The sequence below is a fragment of the Brotomerdimonas butyrica genome (assembly GCF_025567305.1).
GTDB lineage: Bacteria > Bacillota > Clostridia > Peptostreptococcales > Anaerovoracaceae > Lentihominibacter > Lentihominibacter butyricus.
Genome location: NZ_JAOQJP010000002.1, coordinates 296,181 through 317,785, shown reverse-complemented (window position 1 = coordinate 317,785; position 21,605 = coordinate 296,181). Strand labels below are relative to the sequence as shown.

15 protein-coding genes are annotated in these 21,605 nt (G+C 50.5%); 11 read left to right on the top strand and 4 right to left on the bottom strand.

What is annotated here, in order from left to right; genetic code table 11:
* Nucleotides 1-498 precede the first annotated feature (498 nt).
* Entirely contained in the window at nucleotides 499-1,863 is a 1,365-nt protein-coding gene (locus OCV59_RS02765; RefSeq protein ID WP_262584070.1) for a Na+/H+ antiporter NhaC family protein, read from the top strand.
* A gap of 192 nt (nucleotides 1,864-2,055) precedes the next feature.
* A complete protein-coding gene (locus OCV59_RS02760; RefSeq protein WP_147592929.1) occupies nucleotides 2,056-3,285 on the top strand; it encodes a saccharopine dehydrogenase family protein in 1,230 nt (409 codons plus the stop codon).
* A 374-nt stretch (nucleotides 3,286-3,659) separates the two neighbouring features.
* Here OCV59_RS02760 and thrH read toward each other — a convergent pair whose 3' ends face one another.
* Nucleotides 3,660-4,259, bottom strand: a complete 600-nt coding sequence (thrH, locus tag OCV59_RS02755) for a bifunctional phosphoserine phosphatase/homoserine phosphotransferase ThrH (protein WP_147592927.1) — start codon at nucleotides 4,257-4,259, stop codon at nucleotides 3,660-3,662.
* 328 nt (nucleotides 4,260-4,587) lie between these two features.
* On the opposite strand from thrH, the gene OCV59_RS02750 reads away from it, so the two are divergent.
* On the top strand, nucleotides 4,588-6,255 hold the full coding sequence (locus tag OCV59_RS02750; protein ID WP_147592926.1) for a putative manganese-dependent inorganic diphosphatase: 1,668 nt from the start codon (nucleotides 4,588-4,590) through the stop codon (nucleotides 6,253-6,255).
* Between the two features lie 88 nt (nucleotides 6,256-6,343).
* Here the strand turns inward: OCV59_RS02750 and OCV59_RS02745 are convergent, their stop codons facing one another.
* Together OCV59_RS02745 and OCV59_RS02740 are read right to left on the bottom strand one after the other, a co-directional pair.
* A complete protein-coding gene (locus tag OCV59_RS02745) occupies nucleotides 6,344-7,699 on the bottom strand; it encodes a butyryl-CoA:acetate CoA-transferase (RefSeq protein ID WP_147592924.1) in 1,356 nt (451 codons plus the stop codon).
* A gap of 339 nt (nucleotides 7,700-8,038) precedes the next feature.
* A complete protein-coding gene (locus OCV59_RS02740; protein ID WP_262584069.1) occupies nucleotides 8,039-9,574 on the bottom strand; it encodes a helix-turn-helix domain-containing protein in 1,536 nt (511 codons plus the stop codon).
* 277 nt (nucleotides 9,575-9,851) lie between these two features.
* Here OCV59_RS02740 and OCV59_RS02735 point away from each other — a divergent pair, with 277 nt between their 5' ends.
* The 7 genes from OCV59_RS02735 (at nucleotide 9,852) to panC (ending at nucleotide 18,551) form a co-directional block, all read left to right on the top strand.
* Complete coding sequence (locus OCV59_RS02735) at nucleotides 9,852-11,222, top strand: APC family permease (protein WP_147592920.1); 1,371 nt, start codon at nucleotides 9,852-9,854, stop codon at nucleotides 11,220-11,222.
* A 91-nt stretch (nucleotides 11,223-11,313) separates the two neighbouring features.
* Nucleotides 11,314-11,958 carry a cyclase family protein gene (locus tag OCV59_RS02730; protein WP_147592918.1) on the top strand — a complete coding sequence of 215 codons (645 nt, stop codon included), beginning with the start codon at nucleotides 11,314-11,316 and terminating at the stop codon, nucleotides 11,956-11,958.
* A 21-nt stretch (nucleotides 11,959-11,979) separates the two neighbouring features.
* Nucleotides 11,980-13,389, top strand: coding sequence for an aminotransferase class I/II-fold pyridoxal phosphate-dependent enzyme (locus OCV59_RS02725; protein WP_147592916.1), 1,410 nt, complete (start codon nucleotides 11,980-11,982; stop codon nucleotides 13,387-13,389).
* A 330-nt stretch (nucleotides 13,390-13,719) separates the two neighbouring features.
* Nucleotides 13,720-15,360 carry a carbohydrate-binding domain-containing protein gene (locus tag OCV59_RS02720; protein ID WP_147592914.1) on the top strand — a complete coding sequence of 547 codons (1,641 nt, stop codon included), beginning with the start codon at nucleotides 13,720-13,722 and terminating at the stop codon, nucleotides 15,358-15,360.
* A gap of 352 nt (nucleotides 15,361-15,712) precedes the next feature.
* Nucleotides 15,713-16,636 carry a Rossmann-like and DUF2520 domain-containing protein gene (locus OCV59_RS02715; RefSeq protein ID WP_147592912.1) on the top strand — a complete coding sequence of 308 codons (924 nt, stop codon included), beginning with the start codon at nucleotides 15,713-15,715 and terminating at the stop codon, nucleotides 16,634-16,636.
* The gene (panB, locus tag OCV59_RS02710; RefSeq protein ID WP_147592910.1) at nucleotides 16,633-17,466 is read left to right on the top strand and encodes a 3-methyl-2-oxobutanoate hydroxymethyltransferase; all 834 of its coding nucleotides are present in this window, start codon (nucleotides 16,633-16,635) and stop codon (nucleotides 17,464-17,466) included. Before OCV59_RS02715 ends, panB begins: the two co-directional genes overlap by 4 nt.
* Before the next feature lie 224 nt (nucleotides 17,467-17,690).
* Complete coding sequence (panC, locus tag OCV59_RS02705; RefSeq protein ID WP_147592908.1) at nucleotides 17,691-18,551, top strand: pantoate--beta-alanine ligase; 861 nt, start codon at nucleotides 17,691-17,693, stop codon at nucleotides 18,549-18,551.
* 654 nt (nucleotides 18,552-19,205) lie between these two features.
* Here panC and OCV59_RS02700 read toward each other — a convergent pair.
* Nucleotides 19,206-20,573, bottom strand: a complete 1,368-nt coding sequence (locus tag OCV59_RS02700) for an MATE family efflux transporter (protein WP_147592906.1) — start codon at nucleotides 20,571-20,573, stop codon at nucleotides 19,206-19,208.
* Nucleotides 20,574-21,063: 490 nt separating this feature from the next.
* Here OCV59_RS02700 and OCV59_RS02695 point away from each other — a divergent pair, with 490 nt between their 5' ends.
* A complete protein-coding gene (locus OCV59_RS02695; RefSeq protein ID WP_147592904.1) occupies nucleotides 21,064-21,597 on the top strand; it encodes an ECF transporter S component in 534 nt (177 codons plus the stop codon).
* The last annotated feature ends 8 nt before the right edge of the window (nucleotides 21,598-21,605 follow it).

Here is a 21,605-nt window from a genome sequence, read left to right as displayed (position 1 = left end):
GAGCAATATTTGATTCTATATTGATGTAGCGCCGTATACGAGAACCGTACGTACGGTGCAATGGGAGGGTGAGTATACTCACTCTACCCTATTATTGCGCTGTAAAATAAAACAAAAAATGCTGGTCAGGAGCTGAATGACGCAGAAATGCGTCACAGCTCTGTTTTTTTATTATTTCCCGGAAAAATACCGGGGTATTGGACGGATCTGCGGATAAATGGCACCTGCAGGCTTTGCAGAGAAGGTCAGTGCGATAACATTTTTATGAATAAAAGTTAGTTCACAAAAAACCACAGTTTTTTTGCAGGTGTGTAAAAGTCTGAAAATTCAGGCGTTCGCGGCCTTTGCATAAAAAGGCAGAGGGGCGATTTCCGTGCATGCATTGAAAGCATGGCAGAGGTTTTGCAGTATATGGTAGCGTGCACATGTTGTTGTTGATTTATGGGCCCCGGGCTTTGGCACAAGCCCGAAAAATATTTGGTTAAAAGGAGGGTTGACATGGATAATTTCGGTATCATCACGCTGCTGCCACCGATTCTGATCATAGTTTTCGCGCTGATCACGAAGAAGACTTTCGAAGCTCTTGTTCTCGGCGGTATAGTAGGCTGCATAATCGCTTACGGCAAAGGGTTTTTCGAAGGATATCTCGGTTTTTTGTACGAGACGATGTCGGATACGGGCAACATATGGGTGATCCTGACTGTGGGGATCTTTGGATCATTTATCGCTATAATGCGAAAGGCCAGAGCGACGTCAGGGTTTACGAAATTCGTACTGAAGTACTCGAAGAGTGAAAAGAAGTCAATGTTTATCGCATGGCTGCTGGGGATCGTCATTTTTGTGGATGAATATCTCAATGTACTGACGATAGGCAATGCCATGAGAACTGTCTGCGATCAGCAGAAGACACCGAGGGAGATGCTGGCATATGTCATCGATTCGACCGGCGTCCCGGTATGCATGCTGATCCCGATCTCAACTCAGGCGGTCTACTGGGCGAGTATGCTGGCTGAAGAGCCGACGCTCGCGCCTCTGGGGGACGGGATGGATATATTTATCAAGACGATACCGTTTTCGTTCTATGCGATGGCGGCTACAGTGATAGTTCCACTGGTGATTTTAGGGGTGATACCTAAGATCGGGGCGATGAAAAAGGCTTATGCAAGAACGGCTGAAACGGGAATGACATATAACGAAGGAAGCAGGAAATTCAATATGGACGAAGACTATGATCCTGACAACGCAGCGAGCATATGGGATTTCATCATCCCTATGGCAGCGCTGATCGCAGGCACGCTGTACTTCGACATGGATCTGCTTACGGGAGTAGTTATAGGCACAGTAGTGGCGACGGTTATGTACATGGTAAGGAAAAGGATCACGTTCAGTGATTTTTCGGATGCGTTCATGACCGGGTTTGCTGATATGTTCCTGATGTTCGCGATCATTATTTCGGCGCTTACTCTGCAGAAAGTGCTCGCGGCTATAGGGATGTCGGAGTTTATCATCGAGTCTGTGGCGCCGCATGTGACGCCGGGGATACTGCCGGCAGCGGCATTTGTCATCGTGGCATGTCTGTCATTTGTTACCGGAAGCTGCTGGGGCGTACCGGCAGTGACCATACCGATCATAGTTCCGCTGGGAGCTGCGGTAGGCGCTGACCCGCTGATCACTGTTGCAGCGATCCTGTCTTCGGCAACGTTCGGAGCTCATGCATGTTTCTATTCCGATGCGACTGTACTGTCATCATCGGCAGCGGGCATCGAAAATATGGATCATGCGCTGACGCAGATCCCGTATGCACTGATAGGGGCGGGGCTTGCGATAATAGGATATCTGATAGCAGGGTTCGTAACTGTCTGATAGGGCCGGGCCGGAGTTTTTGCACGGCGCAGGTGTGCGGCCGTATGGCCTGAGCAGTGCCGGATAGTATGTAAAGGCATCGGGATCATGGTACTAAAATCGGCCTGCGGCCGAAAGATATATGAACCACCGCGAGGGTGTAACCTTTATGTCGGTCTTCGACCGACAAACATATGAAAGGAGATTTTTGATATGATGAAACTGGTTATTTTAGGAGCAGGATTGCAGGGTAATATCTGCTGTACGGACCTTTGTGACAAAGAGCTGAGTCCGGGTGAAAAGGAGATCCTGATAGCCGATTATGATTTTGCGAAGGCGAAGGATGTCGCCGACAGATTCGGTCTCAAGGCCGTACAGCTTGATGTTCGCGATCACGACAAGCTGATAGAAGTGATCAATGGTGCTGACGTTGTGCTCAACTGTGTACAGTACAACTGGAACATAGACATCATGAACGCGTGTCTCGAAGTCCATGCGCACTACATAGATCTCGGCGGACTTTTCCACGTGACTAAGAAGCAGCTTGAACTGAACGACAGATTCAGGGAAGCAGGTCTGACGGCTGTGCTTGGCATGGGAAGCACGCCGGGTACGATGAACGTCATGGCAGGCTATGCCGCAAGCCAGCTCGACACGATCGAAGAAGCCAAAGCGATATGCGCGTGCGGCGACTTTACAAAAACCGATGCCGTGATAGGGATACCGTATTCGCTGCTGACAGTAATGGAAGAGCATACGCTGGAACCGTGGATCCTAAGAGACGGAGAGCTCGTGCCGGTACCTGCAGGCAGCGGCAAGGAAACGATCGCATTCTCCGAACCGATAGGCGCAGCCGATGCATTTTACTGTATACACTCGGAACCTGTGCAGTTTGCAAGCTCCTTTAGAGATAAAGGTATAAAGAACGCGAGCTTCAAGCTTTCTCTGCCTGCCGGATTCGAGGAAAGGATCAGCTTCCTGGCAGACCTGGGGTTTGCATCGGAGGAACCTGTTGTGGCGGCGGGGCAGGAGGTCAATCCGCTGCGCACGATGGTATCGGTGGTGAACAGGTATCTGGAGCGTTATGACGGCAGTAATGATGGAGAATTGAACGACTGTGATGTGCTGAGAGCTGAGGTCACCGGCACGAAGGACGGTATAGAGAAGGAGATCGCCGTGGAATGTGTGATCCGCACAAGTGAAAAATGGGGCTTCATGGCCGGTGCTCTTGATACAGGTGTGCCTCCGTCGATCGTTGCGCAGATGATATACAACGGTGAGATCACAGAGAGGGGCGCATTCGGAGCAGAGATGTGCGTGCCGCCGATCCCGTATTTCAAAGAGCTTGCAAAGAGGCAGATGCCGGTATACTGCGTTGAGAAGACGCCGCTTTCGAGCAGTGATTTCACGCAGCTCAAGAGAGAAATGTATAAGCCTAAATAAATTCCTGAATAAAAGAAAAGCCTGAGTAAGGTGATTGCAGTGATATGCTGTTGGGCGATATATTATGGAAGCAAACGTCGTGCCGATTGCCGGTGGATGACATATTATGGAAATACGCTGCGCTGGTTCCCAGCAGATTTTCCGGATCCCGCAAAAATGACACCTCAAAAAAGAGCCCCAAAAGATCGAAAAAAGACAAAAACCCCGTCAGCACAGCCCGTGATATCTTGAAAAGCTGTGTGACGGGGTCGATTACTATTTGAGTTGTTCCCGCGGCTCTAAGTTAAGACCTGCGAATCGGTGCACTGAGCATCTTCACCGGCAATGCGGCACTCTCTTCGCGGTTTCCGCAGTCCTGGGCCAAGGCCTTCGGATTAAAGCGCTGCCTTGATAGCTTCGAGCAGATCGTCGTATTCGTCGTAAGCAGGAAGCTCAGGATACTCCGCCTTGATAGCGTCTGTGCTCTTGAACAGGAAGCCTGCCTTGCTTGCCTGGATCATGCCGATATCATTGTGGCTGTCGCCGCTTGCGATAGTTTCGAAGCCGATCGACTGCAGAGCCTTTACTGTAGTGTACTTTGACTTTTCGCAGCGCATCTTATGCTTCAGGATCGTGCCGTCCTCTGCGATCTCGAGAGAATTGCAGAACAGAGTAGGCCAGCCGAGCTTTTCCATCATAGGCTGAGCGAACTGTTCGAATGTATCGCTGATGATGATCACCTGAGTGATGCTTCTCAGTTCATCCAGGAATTCCTTTGCGCCCGGGATCGGGTCCATCTTACCGATAGTTTCCTGTATTTCCTTGATTCCCAGGTTGTGCTTTCTGAGGATGTCGAGTCTGTACTCCATGAGCTTGTCATAATCCGGCTCGTCACGAGTCGTTCTCTTCAGCTCCTCGATGCCCGTTGCCTCGGCGAATGCGATCCAGATCTCAGGGATAAGTACGCCTTCCATGTCTAAACAAACTATATTCATTATGATACCTCCTATATTGAATAAATGCATTTTAGATCTGCTGTCAGTTATGCAAATCTGCACAGTGCCGGTTTTCCATAACGCTCACGATCGTCGGACACCTGCATCTTTGCATGAAATAATTCTAACATAAATACCGTGGCTGTGGAATAAATATTTGCGGCTTCACCGTCTTCACAGAAAATTTACATTTCAGAGGGCCTGAAAATGACCTTCCCCCTTTGTAGAGCTACATATATATATGATATACTATCTGCAAGCCGGAACTCGCGTAAAGCGCAGACGACGGCACAGCACAGAGATTTTTAGTGGGAGAAATACGATAATAATGAATAACGAAGACACGCATACCAAAGATAAAGTTTTTGTCATAGGGCACAAGAGCCCGGACACCGATTCGATCTGCTCGGCGATAGCCTATGCGGAGCTGAGGAACCAGAGCGGCGATGCCGATTACATCGCCTGCAGGGCGGGGATCGTGAACGAGGAAACGAAGTTCGTACTCAAGTACTTTGGAGTGGAGGTGCCGCTGTATCTGGGCACGGTGCAGCCGGATATCAGTGATATAGACCTCAACATGATCGCAGGCATAGACAACGATGATTCCATAAAGAGAGCATGGGAGCTGATGGCCGAGCAGGACGCGAGGTCGGTGCCGGTGCTGTCGGACGGCAGGGTGCAGGGGATCGTTTCGATAACGGATATCGCCAAGTCATATATGGACGAAAGCGACAGCCATGTGCTGGCGACAGCCAGAACGAGATTTTCGAGCATCGCAGAGACACTTAACGGCAGGATAATATGCGGCGACCACAACGAAGTGTTTGAAAAGGGCAAGGTGACGATCGCGGCTTCCAGTCCGGATATAATGGAGGGCTTCATAGAGGAGAATGACCTGGTAGTGACCGGAAACCGTTTCGAGACGCACTTCACGGCAATAGAGCTGGGGGCGAAATGTCTGGTAATGTGCCAGGGATCGACGCCGACGAAAACGATAAAAAAGCTGGCGGAAGACAGAGGCTGCATCATCATCAGCACGCCGTACGATACCTTCACGACAGCGAGGTTCATCAACCAGAGTATCCCAGTCAGCTTCTGCATGACACACGAAAATCTGATGACTTTCCAGCTGACAGACTCGCTCGAGGACGTCGAGGAAATGATGAAGACCAACAGATTCCACAACTTCCCTGTGATCGACAAGAACGGGATGTATCTCGGACTGATTTCGAGAAGACGACTGCTCAATATACATCGTAAAAAGGTGATACTGGTGGATCACAACGAGGTGAGTCAGGCGGTCGACGGCATCGAACGGGCAGAGGTGCTGGGGATCATAGACCATCACAGGCTCGGCGGGTTCGAAACGCTGGGACCGGTGTTTTTCAGGAACCAGCCGGTGGGATGCACCGCGACGATAATCTATCAGATGTACACAGAACAGGGCATCACGCCGAGCCCGACGACGGCGGGACTGCTCGCATCTGCGATAATTTCCGATACGCTGATGTTCAGATCGCCTACATGCACACCTGTTGACAGGAAGACTTGTGAAAAGCTGGCAGAGCTGGCAGGCATAAATATCGAAGAGTTTGCACACCGGATGTTCGAGGCGTCGAGCAGCCTGCAGAGCAAGACGGCTGAGGAGATCTGCTATCAGGATTTCAAGATCTTCTCAAATGACGGATATTCGTTCGGGGTGAGCCAGGTGACATCGATGGATCAGGACGAGCTCGACAATATCAGAGCAAAAGTCGAACCGAGCCTTGAAACTGTGATGAGGAGCCAGGGGCTGGATATGATGTTCCTGATGATGACGAACATCGTCGAGGCGAGCACCGAGCTGCTGTGCCACGGAGAAATGGCGGAAGAGACTGCAAGGGATGCTTTCAATGTGCCGGAAGATCATGAAAAGATCGTGCTCAGGGGCATCGTGTCGAGGAAAAAGCAGTTCCTGCCTACTTTCGTGGAGGCGCTTCAGGAACTGGAGCAGTAGCATCGTATTATAAAAAACGCACCAAACTGTACATACATGTCAGTGCGGTGCGTTTTTAATTTGTCGATTTGTAGATTTTCCGGCCGGACTAGCGCTTGTTGCTCTGTCTCCAGATACCCATCTTTTCAGCGTCTTTGATGAGCTCTTCTCTGAAATCAGGGTGAGCGATCGAGATGAGCGCTTCAGCTCTTTCCCATGTAGTCAGTCCCTTGAGGATTACTTTGCCGTATTCTGTGACCACGTAATGTGTGTTAGTTCTTGTGTCCGTAACGATCGAGCCTTCTGTGAGCGTCGGCTTGATCCTTGACTTCACGTTGCCCTGCTTGTCCTTGAAAGTCGACGAGCAGCAGATGAAGCTCTTTCCGCCCTTGGAAAGATATGCGCCGAGCACGAAGTCGAGCTGACCGCCTGCTCCGCTGATGTGCTTGATCCCTGCGGACTCGGCATTTACCTGACCGAACAGGTCGATGTCTACCGCATTGTTTATGGACATGAAGTTGTCGATAGCACCGACTACTCTGATGTCATTCGTGTAGTCTACAGGTGCGCTCAGGCATTCAGGGTTGTTGTTGATGTAATCGTAAAGCTTTTTCGTTCCTGCTCCGAAAGCGTATGCCTGTCTGCCCTTGTCGATAGTCTTGCATGAACCGTTGATCTTTCCGGCCATAGCGATGTCGACGAAAGCGTCAACGTACATTTCCGTATGCACTCCCAGATCCTTGAGGTCTGACTGTGCGATCAGTGAGCCTACTGCGTTAGGCATGCCGCCGATACCCAGCTGCAGGCATGCGCCGTTAGGGATCTCCTCAACGATGAACTGTGCGACCTTTTCATCGATCTCATTCGTAGGGCCTGCGCCGAGCTCTTCCATAGGAGTGTTCGTACTCTCCACGATGTGGTCGATCTCTGAGATGTGGATCTTTTCTCCTCCCACCTTGCTTCCGAGTGCGACCGGCATGTTTTCGTTCACTTCCACGACGATGCACTTTGCTCTGCTGCACATATCAGCCATGTGTGAAGCGCTCGGTCCGAAGTTGAAATATCCGTCGGAATCCATCGGAGCGACTCTGAACATCGCGATATCTACCGGATCAGGAAGGTCTCTGTAGTATCTAGGCAGCTCGGAGTATCTGATCGGCGCATAGTACGCGATGCCCTGGCCAACAGCCTTTCTCTCGATACCTGTCATGTGCCAGCTGTTCCAGCAGAGGTGCTTCGGAGCGTCTTCGATCTTGAAGATCTCAGGGACTCTCAGCGCGATACCGCCTCTGAACTTGAGGTCGTAAAGATCCTCAGCCTTTATCCTTGCAGCCAGCGCAGCGTCGAGATCGTAAGGGATGCCGACACCCCATCCGAAGTCCACCCAGTCGCCTGACTTGACGAGTTTCACTGCGTTTTCTGCAGTTATGAGCTTGCTCTCATATTCTTTTCTTAAATTCTCCATGTTAAAATTTCCCCATTTCTACTAAAATGTTTTAATATTGATTCTCGAATTCAGGTCAATTCTTAAAATTGATACTTTATTCACAAGTATACCATATCATGGAAGCGTGATAAAGTATTTAAATAACAAAATCGCTTCCCAGCGTTTCATGCAAAGGCGCAGAGCGCGGCATGCCGGGGGTTCCGAGCGTTTCATGCAAAGTCGCAGGGTGCGGCATGCCGGGGTTCCGGTCACAGCGTCGTGACGTATCGAACAGCACATCCCGCGCATGAATGTACCGGATCAACGGCGCTTCGCATCTGCCCGCCGTACTTGAGTCTGCCGAATGCATCCGGCATCTCAGGCGTCCGAGCCGACGGCTGTGAAGCCGACCTGCAGGCGCATGCAGCATTCGAGCAGAAAGAGTTCATCGCTGTTTTTCAGCGAAAGTCCGGTCAGATCCTCGATCCTCTGCAGCTGGTACAGCAGCGTCTGCCTGTGTCTGCCCAGCCTCCTGGCAACTTCGGATATATTCTTGCATATCAGGTATGTGCGCAGTGTATCGATGAGCTGGGAACCGTGTTTCTTGTCGTATTCTACCAGTGGAGAGATTATCCTGTATGCGTTGCTCATCACTTCCTCATCGGAGGAAAGCAGCGACATCATGTTGTATATGAGCGTGTTTTCGTAGTAGTACCGGCGGCCCAGCCTGTTGTCGTTCGCACACAGCTCCTCCGCGAGCTTTGCATGAAGATAGTAATTCCTGAAATCCGTAGCCCCGTCACGGATCTCGCTGATGCCCCACGAAAAAAGAAGTCTTTTCGATGTCGAACGTAACCTTTCCTCGATAAGGTCGAGAAAATGTGCGATCTGCGTCTTGCCGGAGGCCGGTGAGACCTCGAAGTAAATGATGATCGCATTGTTGTGGTGTGTCACCATCACCTCACGGTCGAGTGAACGTGCAGTTTCGGCAAAGATGCTGCGCACTGTGTTCATGTTGGAGTCGATCCAGTTTTTCTGCCAGTCGTCCGAGCTGTTCGCGCCGAGCCGCACGCGGCCGACGATGCACGCGTACGTGCGGCCGAGGTGCAGATCCATAAGCTTTGCGGAGCGCATGATTTTTTCTGAACCGGGGTCTCCGCCGTTCGCGAGTCGCCAGATAAGATCCTCCTTTGCCATGCTCTGCGTGGTCGCGATGATCTCCTCGCGGTAGAACCAGAGAGAAAGCAGCGGGGAAAGCGTGCTCGCCAGCAGATCAAGGCTTTTCTGCGTCTTCATGCCGTCGAGGAAAAGCCATCCGTAAAGATGCCCGTTCGACTTGAGCTGCAGCGCAGTCATTTCCGCGGTCCTGCCGGAGCCGCTGATAATATTGCCGCTGCTGTCTGATATCACGATCCTGCAGCCGAGCGCCCGGTGGATTATCTGCGTTGCAGCGGCTATGTCGGAGCCGTTGAGGAAGCTTTTGAGCATATCCTCCTGCAGCTTTTTCATTTTGTCTACAGCGGTATTGTAGTCCTTGTGCAGTCTGTCGAGAACCGTTTCTACGATATCTGCAAAGCGCACGTCCCACGGGATCAGCAGTATCGGCAGGCCGCCGTCCTGTGCCAGCTTTGCATTGGCGTCGCTCAGCTCCATCGTGTTTGAAGGCAGGGCGAGAAGAAAAAGACTGGCCTTGGCTTCGATCAGGCCTTTGATGAATTCGGTCATCAGTGCTTCCTCCTCGATATAAGGCGTAGCGATACTGATGACCATTTCGTTTTTGCGTATGAAATCGTCGAGCGGCAGGTCGTTGACGGAAACGTGCTCGATCGGACGATCTTCCGGGAGACCGGCAGAAGTGAGATTTTTATACCACGGGATGAGATCCATCCCCAGAAATTCCTTGATCGTGAACATTTGCACCTCCCTGGCGGTTTTATAAACGAGTCCGACAAACATATGCACCGGGATGCTGATTCGCATACTGGACAAGGCAGCAATGCCGGACTCGTACGTTAATGTCGATTGTATACGGATATGATACACCATTTTCATACAAAATGTATTAAAAAATTTAAAAAATGTTCAGACAATTAGACGTTGTGCACTCAGCCGGCTCATTGTATCATCACATTATCAAAATGCTTCTTGTCGACGTGGAAAGCAGTGAACTTATTATAATGGGAGGTGCAATATGCAAAGTGGAGACAGCCTGAACAAGAAAATGGGCTTCTGGCAGATCTGGGCGCTGGGTGTAGGCGCGGTAGTCGGAGACGGCATATTCCTGATGGTGGCTTCCGGTGCGGAGCAGGCAGGACCGTCATGCGTCATCGCATATGCGATCGCAGGTCTGATGCTGATGTGTGTATGTATGAACGCGACAGAGCTGGCGGTCGGTATGCCGGTCGCAGGTTCGATGCATGACTGGAGCAAGCGCGTGCTCGGACCGCGCTGGGGCGTGTTCGCGGCGTTCGGGAATATCGCGATGGATGTGGTTTTCCTGGGTTCTGTAGGTCTGGGAACAGGGTACATATCGAATTACTTTTTTATGTGGACGGACAATGCTGATGTGTCGGCGGTTATCTGGGGCATAGGTCTGCTGGCGGTGGTATTCGTGGTGACCCTCCTGGGCGGAGATGTTACAGGCAAGACTCAGCTGGGTCTGATAATCGTACTCGTAGGTATAATGGTGGTGTTCACCGTTGCGGGTATCCTTACGGGGAATGTGGACAGGAGCAATTACTCGCCGTTCGCTCCGTTTGGTGCAAAAGGCGTGGTACTGGCGATCTGTGCGGGGACGTACGCGTACATGGGGCCGCTATCGCTTCTGGCTGCCGCAGGTGAAGTTAAGAATGCAAAGATCATGCCGCGTGCGATGTTCTGGGCGTTCGTGACGATCATTCTTCTTTATGCCGCAGCGATACTGGTATGTCTTGGTCTTGTAAATTACAAGGAATACTCGACGATGGCTTCGCCGTTTACGATCGCGGCACAGTATGTATTCGGAAATGCGGCAGGTATGGTGCTGAATATTGCTGCATGGATAGCATGCGTGACATGTCTGATAGGCGAGATCTTCGCAGTATCGAGACTTCTTTACGGCATGAGCTTTCACGGTGTAGTGCCTAAGGCATTCGGCAAAGTGAACAAGAGAGGCGTTCCTCATGTGGGACTCACGGTTGCGTTCGTGATCGGCGTGCTGCTTCTGCTGATGGGCATCGTGCCGCAGTTCGAGAATGCGTATACCATGCTGGCAAACGTAGCATGTGCGTGCGGTATCGTCTGTCTGATAATAACCGTTATAGCGAGTTATGCATATAAGAAGAAATTCCCTGAAGAATACGCAGCGCTTCCATGGAAGCTCAAGGGAAAGACTTTCTTCTTCGTTATCGCTCTGATAGGCTGCGGAGTGCTGTTTTACTCATCGTTCATCTCGAGCCTTGAGACTGCGATATGTGTACTGGTGTTCTTCGCGATACTGATGCTCTTTTACCAGTTCTATGCGAAGCCGAATGCGGCTAAAATGGAGAGAGAAAAAGAACAGGCGGAAAGTGAGAAAAACTAAGTATACCGCCGGACATGTAAGTTTGCCGGCGCAGAGCGCGCCGGACTCAAAGAATAAAAACCAAATCTGAAATCCAAACAGGAGGTGCAAAATGAAAGTTATCGATCTGACACATGTTATTTCTGAGGAAATGCCGGTATACCCGGGAACGGAAAAGCCGAAGCTGCAGCAGGCCAACACCTATGAGAAGGACGGCTTCAAGGAAACACTGATGACGATGTATTCGCATACCGGAACTCATATGGACCCGCCGAATCATCTGTTTGCTGACAGAACGACGCTGGACGCTTTCCCTGTCAGCCAGTTCGTAGGAAGGGCTCTCGTCATCGACTGCAGAGATCTCAAGGAGGGCGAGACGATAACGATCGACAGGATCACGAAATACGGCAGCAAGGCTGTTGAAGCTGATTATCTCTTGTTCAACCTCGGCTGGGACGCAAGGTGGGGAACAGAAGATTATTACAAAGATTATCCATGCATCGACGATGATGTGGTAAACTTTATACTGACGACAGACAAGAAGGGCGTCGGTCTCGATGTCATCGGCATAGATCCGATACCTGACGAAGATCTGCCTATACACAAGAAGCTTTTCAGAGAGCATGAGATCGTGAATATCGAGAATCTCAAGGATCTGGACAAGTGCGGAGATGATCTGTTCTGGTTCTTCGCACTGCCGCTGAAGTGGGAAAACGCAGACGGCGCACCGATCAGAGCGGTCGCATTTTGGGAATAAGAGAATTTTAGGAGTAATACGATGAGAGAATTTTTGTTACAGCATGCAAGTGAGAAACCGGCGTCTTTTCATATGCCGGGACACAAGGGATCTGCTATTTTCAGAAAGTACGGCTACGGGGATTTCCTCGACAATTTCGTGGACTGTGATATCACCGAGATACCGGGCGCCGACAATCTGTTCCAGGCAGAAGGCATCATCATGGAAGCACAGCAGAAATACAGCCGCTTGTATGATGTACAGCATTCATATCTGCAGATAAACGGGACCAGCGGCGGGATCATAGCTGCTATACTGGCGTCGGTAAAGCCGGGCGGCAAGCTGATCATGGCGCGAAACTGCCACAAGTCAGTGTTCAATGCGCTGACGCTGGGCGGTATCAGGCCGGTGTACGCGCAGCCGGAGCTGATAGAGGAGCACGGGATACTGGGAGCTGTAGCGCCGGAGGAGATCGAGCGCTGCATCAGAGAGAATCCCGAGGCTGAAGCGGTGATACTGCCGAGTCCGAACTATTACGGGATCTGCAGCGACATCAGCAGCATCGCGAAGATCGCTCACGATGCGGGCAAAGTGCTGATCGTGGATCAGGCGCACGGAGCACACCTGAAGTTTTTCCACAAGTTCGGGTGCGGAGAAGGTATGGCAAAGGCGGCAGAGGACTGCGGGGCGGACATCGTGATAAACAGCATACACAAGACGCTGGCATCACTGACTCAGAGCGCGGTGCTCAACCTGAATTCGGAGCTGGTCGACAGGTATGTGCTGGAAGACAAGCTGCAGGCGATCCAGAGCACGAGTCCTTCGTACATCCTGATGGGATTTCTCGATATGAATGCAGATCTGCTGACAGATCACGGCCCGGAGGTCATGAAGGAGTGGAGAGACGATCTTGCTTACTTTTACGAAGAAGCAAAGAAGATAAAAGGGCTGCGAATAATGGAAGCGGACAACATGGACATCACCAAGATAAATCTCGATATGGGTGCGCTGGGGATAGACGGAGCGAAACTGGAGCAGCTGCTCATGGAGAAGGGCATCTTCGCTGAGCTGTACACGGGCGATATACTGATGCTGATGACGGGCATCGGCAATACCCGGGATGATATGGAGCGTACACTTGCGGCACTCAGGGAGATCGCGGCGCAGGGGCCTGATACCGAGGCGGCTGATGCTGCAAAGCGCAAGGCGTACAGCATCCCGGCAGCCGGCAGACTTTGCGAGGTGCCGATGGAGAAGGAGTTTGTGAAGCTGGAAAGCGCAGAAGGTCGTATCTGCGCGGGTTCGATCATCCCGTACCCGCCGGGCATCCCGTTCGTCTGCCCGGGCGAGGAGATCACTGCCGATATCGTGAGATATATCGGCGCGCTGCGCGATGACGGGGAGAAAGTCATCGGCGTGAATGACAGAGGAGAGGTTCTGGTCGGCAGGTAAACTGCCTGCCAGACATCGCAGGACTCCGTTCCCGGAGTCCTGCGGCATGACAAGCCGCGGTCTTTGACCGCGGCTTTGCTGTGCTGCGGAAAAGCGAAGTTTTCACCTGGATCGGAGATACAGGACCCTGAAAAGCAAAAGTTTCTCAGTATACACCAGAAGATGAGAATGTTTTTGAATAAAACAAAAACTTATTTTAGAATAAGCTGTTGAATCGGATCGAATAATCACGTATAATAGCATAAACTGGAACACCCCCCTCCTGTGGCGGGCCGGTATGTAGTGATATTTCAAAATGAAACACTCCCATTCTAAAGGAGGAACGATGAAATGAAAAAGCGAAGTTTGAGTATTTTGTTCGGGCTCATAATGGTGATCGCTTTGATCCCAGCCACCGTATTTGCAGATACAGGCTATGGTCTGTATGTAAACGGAGAGCCGTTTACGAGTGAAAAGCTTTCCATTAAGTGTGGTGATGGAACTGCGACTTATGACCCCGACACAGCGACCCTGACGCTGAACGATGCTGCCATTACAAAAGGTGGGACTAATAATAATTATGGGATCATAATGACTGGAAATACGAACCTGAATATAGCATTATCAGGTACGAACAGTATCGATCTGAAGGAAGGCGGCGGCATCATAGCGAGTTCAGATGTTAAAATCACCGGCAGCGGGAAATTGTCAGTCACTGCAGGCGGAGAATATTTTGACGGTATTTCCGTAGCGGGCAATGTCAGGATCTCCGATAATGCAGATGTTGAGATCAAAGCTGATAAGGGCGTAGGGATAGCTTCAGACGAATCAGTCGAGATAGATGGAGCAAAATTAGATTCTAAAGCACTGAATGCCGGAATAGATGCCTGCGGATTAAGCGTTACAAACAACAGCGATGTCGTGCTGCAGGCGACCGGGGAGTCTTGCAATGCGGCATTTATCCGTAAAGTCAGCGGTGAAACCGGCGGAATTATTATAATAAGCGGCTCAAAGCTTAAAGCCGAAAGCTCGTTCCCAGGTCTCTTCTCCACAGGCCATATGACGATCGATGGCGGCGAGGTAAAAGCTGTCTCCACAGAGGACTCAGCAATATGGGCTGTGGGAAACTTGACTGTCAAAGGCGGTGCAAAACTCAAGCTTGACGGAGCATATCCTTCCGGCTGTCCGGATGGTTCTCTTTTTACGGTCGAAGCTGCTGATATTGATGCCAAAAACAGCAATACGGAGAATATCCCTGCGCTTTTCAACAACCCTGAAATTTCAGGGGGATATCAGCTCAGCTTTGCGAAAGCAGTTGATTCAGAAGGTACGGAAATCGATCTCCTTTCAAGCGGTACACAATTCTTTAACTTGTATAAAAACGTGCATTTTGTAACACAGGAAGCTGTTACTACGATCGAGATGCCGTTCGTCAAGACTGTCAAGCAGGGCGGCAGTGTTGCTCCCGGCAAGCAGACTTTTGAATTCGAGATCTTTGATATAGGCAATGGCAATACTGAAGGATATAAGGATGTTACTGTAACTGCGAAAGTGGAAACCGGCGGTGCAGGCGACTACAAAGGCAAGATCATGATAACAGGTCCTGCTTCACAGGTCGAAGAGATGATCAGTGAGGGATTCTATATCCGTGAAAAGAATACAGGCAGTGCAGGCTGGACATATTCGGATGCTGTTTACCACGCTGTTTTCCATTTTATCGGCACAGGAAGCAGCTTCGAACTGTTCCCTGCGGAGAAGCGAAGCTCTGAAAACGGAGATCACTATGTACACGTACAAGAAACAGCAGTAGACAGCATGGTATTTGTGAATACATATACAAATAATGCGGCTCCTGATACATCGGGACAGACGGGAGGCAGTTCAAATACCGGGGATAACAGTGATCCGGCATTATGGGCAGCCCTGCTGGCTATAAGCATGCTGACTGCTGCCGGGATCGTGCTTTACGGCAGAAAGAAAAGATCTGAATAACCTGGCATGACACTGACAGTAAACGGGTGGCTGGAGATATCATTTTTCAGCCGCCCTTTTTTTGATGATTTCCTGATCAGCAAGCCTCCTGATCAGCCGGTCTGAAATATGCTGAAACATCACCTAAAACATCCCCGGTTTTCTCAAAATTTTCTTTTCTTCGATCCGGCATTATGGTATCCTATGTGAGGATGGGTGGTATTCGTTTATGAAACTATACCGGAGTAAAATAAAAAACTGACATATTCATTTTCCGTGGACGGCAGCAGGCCGGACGCTTATATCCGAGAGGAACGAGACGGGGAGTCGGCGCTCTTAAAAGATTTAACAGGATTTTAAGGAGGTCGATAAATTGAATATAGGGTTTATTGGAGCAGGAAAAGTAGGCTGCAGCCTCGGCAGGTATTTTGTGGAACACGCGCAGGAGACCGGTGGAGCGGAGGAACCGTACAAGAGGCAGGAGAGCAGTCTGAATGTAAAAGGCTATTACAGCCGAAGCAGTTCGTCAGCAAAAGAAGCGGCACATTTTACGCATTCGAAAGAATACGAAACTATCAGAGATCTGACAGATGAGTGCGACGTTGTCTTCCTGACAGTTCCTGACGGCAGTATTCAGGAGACCTGGCAGCAGGTCAGAGAATACGATATCAATGGAAAAACGATATGTCACTGTAGTGGCGCGATGTCTTCCGCAGATGCATTCCACGGCATCGAAGAGACAGGTGCGTTCGGATATTCTATCCATCCGCTGTTCGCAGTAAGCGATAAATACAATGCTTACAAAGAACTGACGGGTGTTTTTTTTACTCTGGAAGGCGGCAGAAACGGAGAGCACAGCAGGCAATTTCTGAATCTGAGAGAGGATCTCGAGCTGATGGGCAATCCGACGAGCATCATAAACGGAGACGATAAAACGACTTATCACTGTGCAGCGGCGATCGCGAGCAATCTCGTCTGCGGACTCATCGATCAGAGCATCGAGCTGATGACGCGATGCGGATTCACCGAAGAATCAGCCGTGAAGGCACTTGCGCCGATACTGACAGGAAATATGGCGCATATCGCACAGGCAGGGCCCACCGCAAGTCTGACCGGACCTATCGAGAGAAACGATACGGGCACAGTCAGGAAGCATATCGAATGTTTAAAGGATGAAAACGAAAAAGAACTTTACAGGCTGCTCAGCTGCAGACTCGTGAAGATGGCGCAGCAGAGGCACCCGGACAGAGACTATGCCGAGATGTCGCAGCTGTTAGGAAAAGGAGAAGAACAATGAAGAACACTGTTGCAAGCTTATTGAAAATGAAGCAGGATGGCGAGAAAATATCGATGCTAACATGCTATGATTACTCTACGGCAAAGCTCATGGAAGCTTCCGAAATCAACATGATACTGGTAGGGGATTCCCTGGGAAATACCATGCTGGGATACAAGGACACGTTGTCGGTGACGATGGAGGATATGATCCACCACGGAGCAGCAGTAGTCAGAGGTGTTGAAAATACATTTGTCGTTATGGACATGCCGTTCATGTCATATCAGCCGTCAGTATATGACGCTGTCGTGAACGCAGGAAGACTTATCAAGGAAACAGGTGCGAACGCTGTCAAGCTCGAAGGCGGGGCGGCTGTTACGGAGCATATCAGGGCGATCACGGATGCAGGCATCCCGGTAGTCGCGCATATCGGAATGACTCCGCAGTCGGTGAACGCGTTCGGCGGATTCAAGGTGCAGGGCAAGAGCGAGGAAGCGGCAGCCCAGATCCTTCAGGATGCGTACGACGTTCAGGAGGCCGGCGCTTTTGCAGTGGTGATGGAATGTGTTCCGTCAAAGCTGGCTGCACTGATCAGCGAAAAGCTGATGATCCCGACTATCGGCATCGGCGCAGGCGAAGGTTGCGACGGCCAGGTGCTCGTATGGCAGGATATGCTGGGTCTGTTCACAGACTATGTGCCTAAATTCGTAAAGCATTTTGCAAATGTCGGCGAGACTATGGTCAAGGCGTTCAAAGATTATGACCGCGAAGTCAAGGAGGGAGTGTTCCCGACGGAGGCGCATGGTTTTAAGATAGACGATGATATAATAGAGAAGTTAAAGGATAAATAGGCGCAGCGTGCGAGTGTAGACTGGCGACGTCCGGATTCCCGGCAGAGTGCATGCATTCGCATTTAGGCGGGCCGGCCGGGCAGCACCCGATTTCACCCGGCGCGTTATGCGGCGCCCGCAGCTGCCTGCGACCGATGCGCGGTGCACATTGATGGCGCGGCTCCTCTGGGCGTCGGCCATGCCCCGGCATCACAGATGTAAAAAGTGTAAGATTGGAGATCAGTATGATAATAGCAACGACTGTAAATGATGTGAGAAAACAGGTAAAGAAATGGAAAGCGGAAGGCCTGACGGTGGGTCTGGTGCCTACGATGGGCGCGCTCCACGAGGGACATGCCTCGCTGGTGGCGGCGGCTGTTTCACAGTGTGACCGCGTTGTGGCATCCGTATTCGTGAACCCGACGCAGTTCGGCGTCGGCGAGGATCTCGACAGCTATCCGAGAGACTTCGAGCATGACTGCCGCCTTCTCGAGGAAAAGGGTTGCAGCATGGTTTTCCATCCGGAAGTCGAGGAGATGTATCCGCCTGGATTCGGGACTTATGTAAACCTCGAGACCGAGATGACAAAGCAGCTCTGCGGCAAGAGCAGACCGGGACATTTCCGCGGCGTCTGCACGGTAGTCAGCAAGCTTTTCAATATCGTGACGCCGGACAGAGCGTATTTCGGACAGAAAGACGCGCAGCAGCTGGCGGTCATCAGGCAGATGGTAAGAGATATGAATTTCGATATAGAGATCGTGGGGTGTCCGATCGTCCGCGAGGCTGACGGGCTTGCAAAGTCCAGCAGGAATTCTTATCTCAGCGATAAGGAGAGGATGGCGGCACTGGTACTCAGTCGTTCTATAAAGGCTGCGGAAAAGGCGATCGAAGAGGAATTTGACTGTGAGGGCGAAGGCGTGCCTGCCGGTGAGATAAAGGATATCATGACTGCGATCGTTGCGGCAGAACCGCTGGCAAAGATCGACTACATCGAAGCAGTCGACGGTTTGACGCTGATGCCGAAAGATGTCCTCAAGTCAGGCGATCTGGTCGCGATGGCGGTATATATCGGAAAGACAAGGCTTATCGACAATTTTACTTTATAGAGCTTGTTATTCGTATTTTGTATGATGTGGGGAAATATCGGAAACGATATTTCCCTGTTTTTGTGTTATGAGAGGGCAGCGGAGTCAACGATTGGTGATTTTGAGTCGTTGATTCCGCTGCCCTTGATTTGTGTAGCGTATTTTGAGTTTTGTTTTTTGTATGGCATTCTATTGTAGGCGCTGATTTCTTGTGGCATTCTCTTTTGAGCTATGATTTTTGCGCGGGGGAGGGGGAGCTCTCTTTCGTATGTGTCGTTATATTTGCTGTGGACTTATCTGGATTTTTCGCGTCCAGTTTGTCGCAGCTGTTTCAGCCAAAAGCGTATGATATTTGGGGCGCTGTGGCTGAAATCTGGAAATCGTATGCCTGATAGAAGCGACGGGGTGCTTTCTTACAAAGCAACTCTTGTTAGGATTTCGTATGAATTTCCATATTTCAGCCAGAGTTCCTCCGGATGCAAGTTATATGGCTGAAAAATGATAATTGCTTATTGGCGATGCGGATCGCAGCCGCCATAGTGGAGTGCATGATTTCCATTTTTCCGCCATTGACACCCGATTTTCCTGCTTTATGGCTGAAATCGCTGTGCAGACCGTGTGAACGCCATGCAGGCTGTGAACACACCGCGGCCAGTATCCATTACCGACTGCCCGTCAATCCAAAACACAGAGCTCTCGTTTCGTTATCCTCTTCAAAAATACATACCCGACTGCGCAAGCCAGGAATTCGGTGATTGGGAACGACCACCAGATCAGTGTGGCATCCGCCTGGCCGTTCCTGACGAATATGGAGAACACCCCTGCCAGCGGCAGTATGATGACGAGTTGCCTCAAGAGTGAGATGACAAGCGATTCCATACCGCGGCCCAGCGCCTGATAGATTCCCTGAAAAGCTACATTGATTCCCGCGAAAATAAAGCTGATTGAAATGATATGCATCGCGCTGATGAAATATTCCCGCGATTGTCCGGCGTTGAACAGCGAGGCGAACGCTCCAGGGAAGATCTCTGTGATGATGACCCCGATCACCATCAGTACGGCTGTATATAAAAGACCGCATCTGATGCCGCTGCGGATCCTTTCCTTGTTGCCCATCCCGTGTGCGAACGCTATGATCGGAGTGATCGCGTCACGCAGTCCGAAAGAGAGGAAAAGCACGAACTGCTGTACTTTATAAAACAGTCCGTATGCCGTCTGAGCCGACGGATCGAATTTGAGGATCAGATTCATCGCATAGACCATGATCGACATGAGCGCCTGCGCGATGATCGCAGGAAGTCCGATCACATATATCCCGCGGATGATGCCAGCGTCGGGTTTAAGGTACATCGCGCCGTGCTCGAATTCTTTGTTCAGCCTGATATGGAAGGCAAACAGCAGCACCGCCGATGCTATCTGGCCGATAACCGTTGCGTACGCAGCGCCCGCGACACCCATTTCAGGAATGGGTCCGAGGCCGTATATCATGATCGGATCGAGGATGATGTTTATCACTGCTCCCGTGACCTGCCCGATCGTGGAGTAGAGCGAGCGGCCGGTCGCCTGCAGCAGCTTTTCAAACAGCGAGAAGAAAACGATCCCGAACGAAAGGATGCAGCATATCCTCAGATAGACCGTTCCCATTTCAAGGACTTCCGCATCTGCTGTCTGCGAAGAAATGTATGCTTTCACGCCGAAGATCCCGAACAGCAGACATGCCGCATAGATGACGACACCGAGAAACAGGCTGTTTCCGGCGACCTTTGCAGCCTTTGCATTGTCCCCCTGCCCGAGCGTCCTGGCGAGAAGCGCGTTGGCGCCGACGCCTGTTCCGATCCCGGCAGCGACCATGAGCATCTGTACCGGGAACACCAGCGTAAGCGCATTCAGCGCCGATTCGCTGCCGGTTCTCATGTTGCCTACGAAAGCGCTGTCCACGATGTTGTACACCGCCTGCAGTGCCATGGAAAGGATCATCGGGATCCCCATCCGGATCATCAGTTTGCTGACCGGCATATCTTTCATTTTGTGACTTTCTGTCATTTTGTTGTAACCCTCCTTCTTCCGCATAAAAAAAGTGTGCGCTGTCATATAAGCTGGACTTACGCTGATGAGCTACACACTTTTTACTATCATATCAAGTTTAAAAATAAAACGAGCGGCAAAACTGGACTTACGCAAGTTTGCTGCTCGTTTAGAGATCATTATATTTTTCATTTGCAAAAAAGTCAAGCGGAGGCTTGCAGGATGGCAGACATTTGCGCGACATCGGCGTGCCTTTTTCAACGCGGTCTGCCGGTTTTCGTGCGGTGCCGGCCGGCGGCCGGAAATCATGTACGCTGCCGAACTGTCCCGAATATTCTCATATAATTGCACGTTCTTTACCATTTCTGTACGCTTAATATGGTTAAAAAGCATATCTGTTATTATAAAAATAAATAATTTTGTATATTTTAATAAGTATAGTACTGATGTATGATATTTAACAGTAATTACAGAAACCAAAAATGATATAAACGAGAGAGGAAACAAAATGAACACAAACACAGGTACAGTTACACCGCAGAGCAAGACTAAGATGCTGGTCATCAACGGTCTTTTTATCGCGCTGACGCTGGTCGCAACGATGTTTATCAACATCAGACTGCCGTTTATCGGCAATGGCGGACTTATCCATCTTGGAAACGTGCCGCTTTTTCTGGGGGCATTCATATACGGAAGAAAGACAGGTGCTATCGCAGGCGGCATAGGAATGGGTCTCTTTGACCTGATCTCAGGCTGGACAGCATGGGCGCCGTTCACATTTATAATCGTGGGCATCATGGGATTCGTAGCAGGTACGATCTCTGAAAAGCTCAGGGTACGTCCGGTAGTGGCAAACACTATCGCAGTTGCGGCTGCACTGGTCATAAAAATCGTAGGATACTATTTTGCAGAAGTCATCCTTTACGGAAACTGGATCGCTCCGTTCGGCTCGATCCCGGGCAACGTGGTGCAGGTCGTAGTGGCAGGTATCATCGTAGTGCCGTTTGCAGGAAAATTAAAGGAGATCGCAGCAAGATACTAATCGCATCT